This window comes from Actinomycetota bacterium, from assembly GCA_035759705.1.
Lineage (GTDB): Bacteria > Actinomycetota > CADDZG01 > JAHWKV01 > JAHWKV01 > JAJCYE01.
This window is the reverse complement of record DASTUJ010000209.1, coordinates 1-6,431: the sequence shown is the minus strand read 5'-3', so window position 1 is coordinate 6,431 and position 6,431 is coordinate 1. Positions and strand designations below refer to the sequence as shown.

Genomic DNA, 6,431 nt, shown 5'->3' with positions numbered 1-6,431 from the left:
GGAGCAGGCGCGGGCGCCGGAGCCGGGGGCGTCGGGCTTGGATCCGGGGACTCGCTCCTGTCGGTACGCGAAGAGCACCCCTTGTCGGTGGGGAAGTCCGTCCGGCCGTCTTTGTCGTCGTCCTTTCCGTTCGAGCACTGAGCCGCGGGGCTCGGGCTGGGCGAAGGCGACGGGGACGGGGAGGCCGAAGGGGTGGGGCTCGGGTCGATCGAAGGCGTGGGGCTGGGGGTGAACGGCAGGACCAACGGCGCCGGGGGGTTGGTGTTTCTGCTTATGTTGCTGACCGGGTCCTCCACCGCGGTTGGCGTATCCGACTGCAACAGGAAGTACAGAACGAACGGGGTTGCGCCCAACAGGACGAGCAGTGCGATCTTCAGAACGCCGCCCATCGCCATGTTGTCGAGCCGGTACCTGAGGCGGGCGATCCTGAGAGCGTTATCCCTGCGCATCTCGTAGCGCCGGGTGTTCATGCGGTACCTGAAGCGGTTCATTCGATCCGAAACCATGACGATTAGTACACCACAGTCACGGGCCGAAAGGTCCGATAGGCGGCGGTCGGAGCGTGCTTCAGAAGGATTCCGCGGCCCGGTCCCTGGCCTCCAGGCACGCCTGTTTGTAGGTCTCCTCGACCATCCCGCAGAGCTCGGTCGCCTTTTCCGTGTTGTGGTCGTTGAACACGGCATTCAGCGACGCCCCGACTATGCAGTGCTCCCTCAAGGCCGCCCCACCGAGGGCGCAGCCGGACACCACCTCGGCCGAGTCGAGCAGGGAGTTGCCGCTGATGTCGCGGCCCATGCTCTGGTAGCAGTCGTCGGCGAAGTCGGGCTCGACGGTGTCGCAGATCTCGAAGCCCTTGGCCAGGTCCTGGTTCGACTGCCAGAGGATGTACGAGGTCTGCATGCCCCAGCACTCGTCCTTGTACTCGGTTGCGATCTCGTTGCACGGGTAAACCAGGTCGCCCGCCTTGAAGGTGGCCCCGGTGTGGCCCTCCTGGGCGGAGACAACGTTCTGCATGATCGCTCCGGAGACACACGAGCTCAGCTCCCAGGGGTCCCGGTACTTCTCACAGTACGGGGTGGAGGCGAACAGGTCGGCGTCGAAACGCAGCATGATCCCGTGCCCTACACCGTGTACGCAGTTGTAGTGGACGAACGAGTACTGGTCCTTCGCCGGGTCCTTGCAGAAGCCTGCAACCTCCTCCAGAAGCTCGGCATCGTCGTACTCCGACATCCGCTGCTCGACGACACCGTGGTAGTACCCCGACCAGCAGGCGGACGCTTCGAACGACAACGCCTCGCCGAGGGTGTCGTAGTAGCCCGCGGCCTCCCGTCCCAGGTCGTGGGTGATCTGGTGGCACTGCGAGGCGACGAACTGGTCCGTCGCGGTGAGCTTCAGGATCTCGGCGACCGCAGCTCCCGCGTCGTCACGCTTCATCACGCCGGAGAAGTAGGTCTGGTAGCAGTTCGGCTGGCCCACGCTCAAGCCTTCGCACTCCTGCACGTCGGAGACCGGCTGGGCGGCCAGGACGTCCTCGGCGGGGGTCTCGGAACTGGTTGCGTCACCGCCGGCGGTGGGGTTCAGGACCGCGAGCGAGGACGCAAGCACCAGCACGGCGGCCAGCGCTCCGACCTCCAGGCGCAGGCTCTTGCCGAACTTCGGCTCGCTGAGCCTGTCCGGCTCCTCCTTGACCTTCCGATCGTGCGCCCAGGCCAGCGGCAGGATGACGACGGCCAGCAGGATCAGCTTTACCGTGAGGGCCAGCCCGTAGCGGTTCCCGAACAGGTTGGTGCCGATGTTCGCCCAGAGCGCCTCGGCGCCGGTGATGACCAGTACCAGCAGGCTCCACCCGGCGACGCGGGCGAACCGGGGAAAGAACGCCGTAAGCAGCGCCGAGCGCTCCCCGGCGGGCAATTCGGTGCGGGAGGAGGCGGCGAGCCAGAGGACGGCGATGTAAAGCGGTCCAATCCAGAGTGCGGCGGCCAGGATGTGGGCCGAACTGACCGCGATGGCGATCTCGGGGGCTCGATTGACCGCCAGGTGGCCGCCGGTGGAGCCGGCCAGCACCGCCAGAGCCACGAATATTCCGATGTTGCGCCACCGCTGATCGCCCCGGCCGAGGTAGGGGGCGGTGGAGATCCCGTCGGTGAACCGGACCGCTACGGCCAGGAAGACCAGCACGAGTATCTCGAACATCGTGGCGCCGGTGGAGAGGGCTCGGCCCAGTCGGTCGGCGACCGACCCGTCCGGGAAGGTTCCACCCAGCGTGAGAAGAGTGGAGGTCAGGCGGACCGCTGCTCCCACAAAGGCCAGTAAGAGGCCCCGGGCGAGCCAGGTTCGGGCGAGCCGCCACAGGGAACGTCCCGAGTCCGTCCAGGTGCCGGAGGCGCCCGCCATCCAGATGAGGACGAACATCGCCCCGACGGCGAGGCTGAGGCCCGTGTACCAAAGGAAGCGCCCAACGGCTCCGGCCGTGTCGACCGCCCGGTCCTCGGGCGAGACCGCCTGGAACCGGGCGTCGTTGACCTGGTCCTGCGATACGCTGCCCACCCCGAACACGACCTCCCCGGCCGCCCGGTGACCGTCGCCACCGATGGATTGCCAGCTGATGCCGTAGGTGCCCTCGGGAAGGTCGGGGAGGGTGAAGTCCACCCGGGTGGTGTCTTTGCCGCCTTCGGTGGACCGCTCGGCCCCTTCGTATGACTTGCCGTCGACGTCGAGGATTTCGACGGTAACCGTGTCCGGGTCCACGGGGTCGGTGAACTCCAGCTCGATAGTGGCCGGAGCGGCGGCCAGGCGGCTGAGGTTCGCGGGCGTGCTCCTGCTGAGGGAGGTGTGCGCCCAGGCAGGTGCTGCGGTCCAGAGCAGGACGGTGACCGCCATGACAAGAACGCCAAACCGGCGGCATCGGGCACGCGCAGGAACCCGATCAGTCAGTCGGATCGCTTGGGTCCTTATCGGTCTCACCTGGACCAGTTTAAGGCCGTCTCAAGAACCTTTTGGTCCGGCACTCCCAGGTGTCAAGGGCCGCTCGGGGGAGCGGGAGGTGGCGGTGGCGGTGGCTCCGCGGGTGGAGGCGGCGGGGGCGGGGGTGGCTCCGCAGGTGGAGGCGGCGGAGGAGGAGGCGGCTCCGCAGGGGGAGGTGGAGGTGGCGGCGGCGGCGGTGGGGGCGGAGGAGGTGGAGGATCCTTCTCGTTGAGGTCCAGGGAACCCGAGCAGCCGGGGTCGGCGCCGTCCCTCAAGCCGTCGCCGTCGTCGTCGAGTCCGTTGGTGCACGCGGTCTTGCCCGCCGGTGGTGCCGGCGCCGGCTTGGGAGCGGGGGCCGGCGGAGCCGGCAGCCCTGCTACCGGCGCAGGCGCAGGAGCCTTGGGCGGGGCCGGCTTGGGCAGTGGCGGGTTGGGGGACTCGGACGAGTCGGAACGTGAGCTGCAGCCCCGGTCGCTTGGGTAATCCCTCTTACCGTCCCGGTCATCGTCCTTGCCGTTGGAGCACTGTTTGGCTGAGGCCGGAACCGTTGTCTCGGGGATCTCGAGTGGGACGTTGTCCACCGGCGGAGTCGGCGCCAGGGGCGCCGGAGGCGGGCCGGCAAAGGGGAAGGCCAGCTGGACGGAGGTGGCGTTCAGCGCATCCTCGTCGACCACGTCGGGGGTCTCCTGTTCTTCCGGAGCGTCCTCTCCGATCGAAAAGTACGCGAACAGGGCAAAGGGAAGGATTCCGAGAAGCACCAGGCCGGCGGTGTGGCTGAGAGCCCGGAGGGTGGCCCAGCGGCTGGGGGGAGCGTCATTCACTTCAGCGGTGTGAACCTTTCCGCGGTTTCGCACGCGGGAGATTAGGGACTGTGAACCCTCCACGGGAGTCTCGGGAACCTCGGAGTTTCGTTTGAACCGCAGGGCACGGCCTTCCTGGTCTGCGTCGGGTCCCGAATTATACCCGGGGTACCGGCGGGAACCCGTGATGCGGCGGGGAGCGCAGCGGTTGGGCCGCTACCTGCGCAGGCGACGAATCAGTTCGTGAACTTGGCGGAAATTGCTTGGGCCAGCGGGCTTGCGTCGGCCGCGTTCTCCTCCGGCGGCACGTCGCAGGCGGTGATCTCCGGGAAGTACTCCTCCATCTGCTTGTCGCACTTGGGGCAGAGAACCACGTCGTCCTCATCCTCGACGAGCGTTACGCCGCACATGGGGTCCATACATTTGAAGGAAGCCACGGAAACCCTCCTTTGAGCCGGTTCGGGTGTTCCCCAATGATCTCATCTTGGCTTGCTTAAGTCGCCCGGCTACTCTATGACCGGTGGTGCCGGCCCCGAGCTTTTATGATTGACAGGCAACGTTAGGCGGCTTGGTGAACTTAGGAGGTTCGCATCAGGTCAACAACGCATTTGAGCCGGCGGGTCTCCGGCGGCGACGGCACGGACGCCGCAGCCGGCAACGAGGGCCTGCACCGGGAGGCTGCGCTTCGGCTGACGGCTGCCGAACAGCGGTACACGTCGTGCCGGCGAGCATTGGTTGAGGCCATGGCCGCAGCCAAACGTCCCCTGACCATTCCCGAGATCCTGGCCGCCGCAGGCACGGTGACCGTCAGCTCGGCCTACCGGAACCTGACGATCCTGTGCGAGGCCGATGTCGCCCGCCGGGTCTCCGGGACCGACGACCTGGGCCGCTTCGAGCTGGCCGAGGACGTCAGCGGCCACCACCATCACCACCTGATCTGCTCCTCGTGCGGAACGATGGCCGACGTGAGCGCCTCCGCCAAGCTCGAGAAGGCGGTGGCCGAGGCCGCCCGCCAGGCCGCCGAGGAGACCGGTTTCGACGTCCGGACGCACCGGGTCGACCTCGAGGGACTCTGCCCAGCCTGCCGCTAAGGACGAAAGGAAAGCAGCCGTGGATTGGAAACTCGAATTGGTCGCAATTCCGGTCACCGACGTGGACCGAGCGATCGCCTTCTACTCGGGCCAGGTCGGATTCAACCTGGACCAGGACCATACGGTGAACGACCAGGTTCGGTTCGTCCAACTGACCCCGCCGGGATCCGCCTGCTCGATCGCGGTAGGCAAGGGGGTGACCGATGCGGAGCCCGGATCGGTCAAAGGGATGCAGATCGTTGTGGCGGATGCTGCGGCCGCCCGTGAGCATCTGGTGCAGAACGGCGTCGAGGCGAGCGAGCTTCAGGAGTTTCCTTGGGGAAAGTTCGTCTTCTTCAGCGACCCGGACGGCAACGCCTGGGCGGTCCAGGAACTGCCCCCGAGACCGTAAGGCTGCTCTAGGTCTCGAACCTGACCTCGTGCAGCTTGGCGTCGTAGCCCACGAAGCGGACCAGCATCTCGCCCTCTTCGGAGAGTGCCGTCCGGCTTGATCGGGACAGCTTGGCAAACGGCTCGACTATCAGCGTGGCCGTGCCTTTGGACTTCTCGACCTTCCAGGTCCCCGCGACGAACCCGTCCACGAGGATCGTCGACCGGACCCTGAGAACCGGGATGTAGACCTTCGAGCGGTGTTCATCGGCGATCACCCGGGTGCGGTTGGCGTGCGAAAGCAGGAGATTGTCGTACTCCGGAAGGAAGCGTTCCGGAGCGGGGTGGTCCGGGTCCTCGATGTTCAGGTCGGGGCGGTCGAACAACTCCTTCCCCTTTTCGTCCCGGTAGGTCTTGAGTTCGGGCCTCAGCGCTTCCATTCGCTCCTTTCCCAGGCCGCTCCACGTCTGCAGGTCCGCGGCCGAGGCGGGGCCGAATGCCGACAGGTAACGAAGGACGAGTTCTTTGAACCGGTCTCCGGGCGGAACGGTTCTCCCCAGCCAGGACTCCGCCAGGGCGTACTTCGGGTTGCCCGGGAAGCTCCACCCTTTGGCGACGGGCACCTGAACCAGGGGAAGCCTCATCCGGATCGTGTAACGCATGGCGCCCGGGTCGGTCCCCGGTAGAAGCTTCTCGGCCATCCTTGTCAGCTCGGCAAAGGACCGGGGCGACTCAGCGAGGAAGGGCTTCGCTGCAGCGAGCAGCTTCGGCACGTCGAGGCCGTCCGCCCGGCCCTTGAGAATCCCGGCGAGGGCGCCGTCGAACACCGGCTGGAGCGTGGAGCGGAACTCGAGATAGTCCGCCGCTGTGAGCAGGTGCAGCGTGCCCCTCATCATCGTCGCCTTGAGGATGGTCCTGTCCTCGATGAGCCCGGCAACCTCCTCACGGCTGAGATTTTCCACACGCGTCCACAGCCCGACGAACGGCGCCATGGCGGACTGGGCCTGCAGGCCGACGAGCCGGGAGACCGCCTCGGGTGCCGAGCCGGATGTACGGGATACAAGCATCTGGCGGGCCAGGATGGTCCGGTTGAGCTCCCTCAGGGTCAGGATCCGGTCGGCCATAGCCACAAATCTACTTCGGCCAATCAAAGGGCGGGGTGGGCTTAGCTTCCGGAAGCCCTTCGACCCGGATGCCCCCGGTACAC

The 6,431-nt window shown here is 66.8% G+C and carries 7 protein-coding genes; 2 read left to right on the top strand and 5 right to left on the bottom strand.

All coding sequences use genetic code 11. The features are described from left to right. The 4 genes from VFV09_14765 to VFV09_14750 form a co-directional block, all read right to left on the bottom strand. Positions 1-491, bottom strand: a 491-nt coding sequence (locus tag VFV09_14765) for a hypothetical protein (protein ID HEU4868973.1), incomplete at its 3' end; no start/stop codon positions are given. Between the two features lie 76 nt (positions 492-567). After that, positions 568-2,880, bottom strand: coding sequence for a copper resistance protein CopC (locus tag VFV09_14760; GenBank protein HEU4868972.1), 2,313 nt, complete (start codon positions 2,878-2,880; stop codon positions 568-570). Positions 2,881-3,017: 137 nt separating this feature from the next. After that, complete coding sequence (locus VFV09_14755) at positions 3,018-3,785, bottom strand: hypothetical protein (GenBank protein HEU4868971.1); 768 nt, start codon at positions 3,783-3,785, stop codon at positions 3,018-3,020. Positions 3,786-4,000: 215 nt separating this feature from the next. Next, complete coding sequence (locus tag VFV09_14750; GenBank protein ID HEU4868970.1) at positions 4,001-4,201, bottom strand: hypothetical protein; 201 nt, start codon at positions 4,199-4,201, stop codon at positions 4,001-4,003. A 171-nt stretch (positions 4,202-4,372) separates the two neighbouring features. On the opposite strand from VFV09_14750, the gene VFV09_14745 reads away from it, so the two are divergent. Together VFV09_14745 and VFV09_14740 are read left to right on the top strand one after the other, a co-directional pair. Continuing rightward, on the top strand, positions 4,373-4,855 hold the full coding sequence (locus VFV09_14745) for a transcriptional repressor (GenBank protein ID HEU4868969.1): 483 nt from the start codon (positions 4,373-4,375) through the stop codon (positions 4,853-4,855). Between the two features lie 19 nt (positions 4,856-4,874). Next, positions 4,875-5,246, top strand: coding sequence for a VOC family protein (locus tag VFV09_14740; GenBank protein ID HEU4868968.1), 372 nt, complete (start codon positions 4,875-4,877; stop codon positions 5,244-5,246). Positions 5,247-5,253: 7 nt separating this feature from the next. On the opposite strand, the gene VFV09_14735 is transcribed toward VFV09_14740, so the two are convergent. Beyond that, on the bottom strand, positions 5,254-6,348 hold the full coding sequence (locus tag VFV09_14735; protein ID HEU4868967.1) for a winged helix DNA-binding domain-containing protein: 1,095 nt from the start codon (positions 6,346-6,348) through the stop codon (positions 5,254-5,256). Positions 6,349-6,431 lie beyond the last annotated feature (83 nt).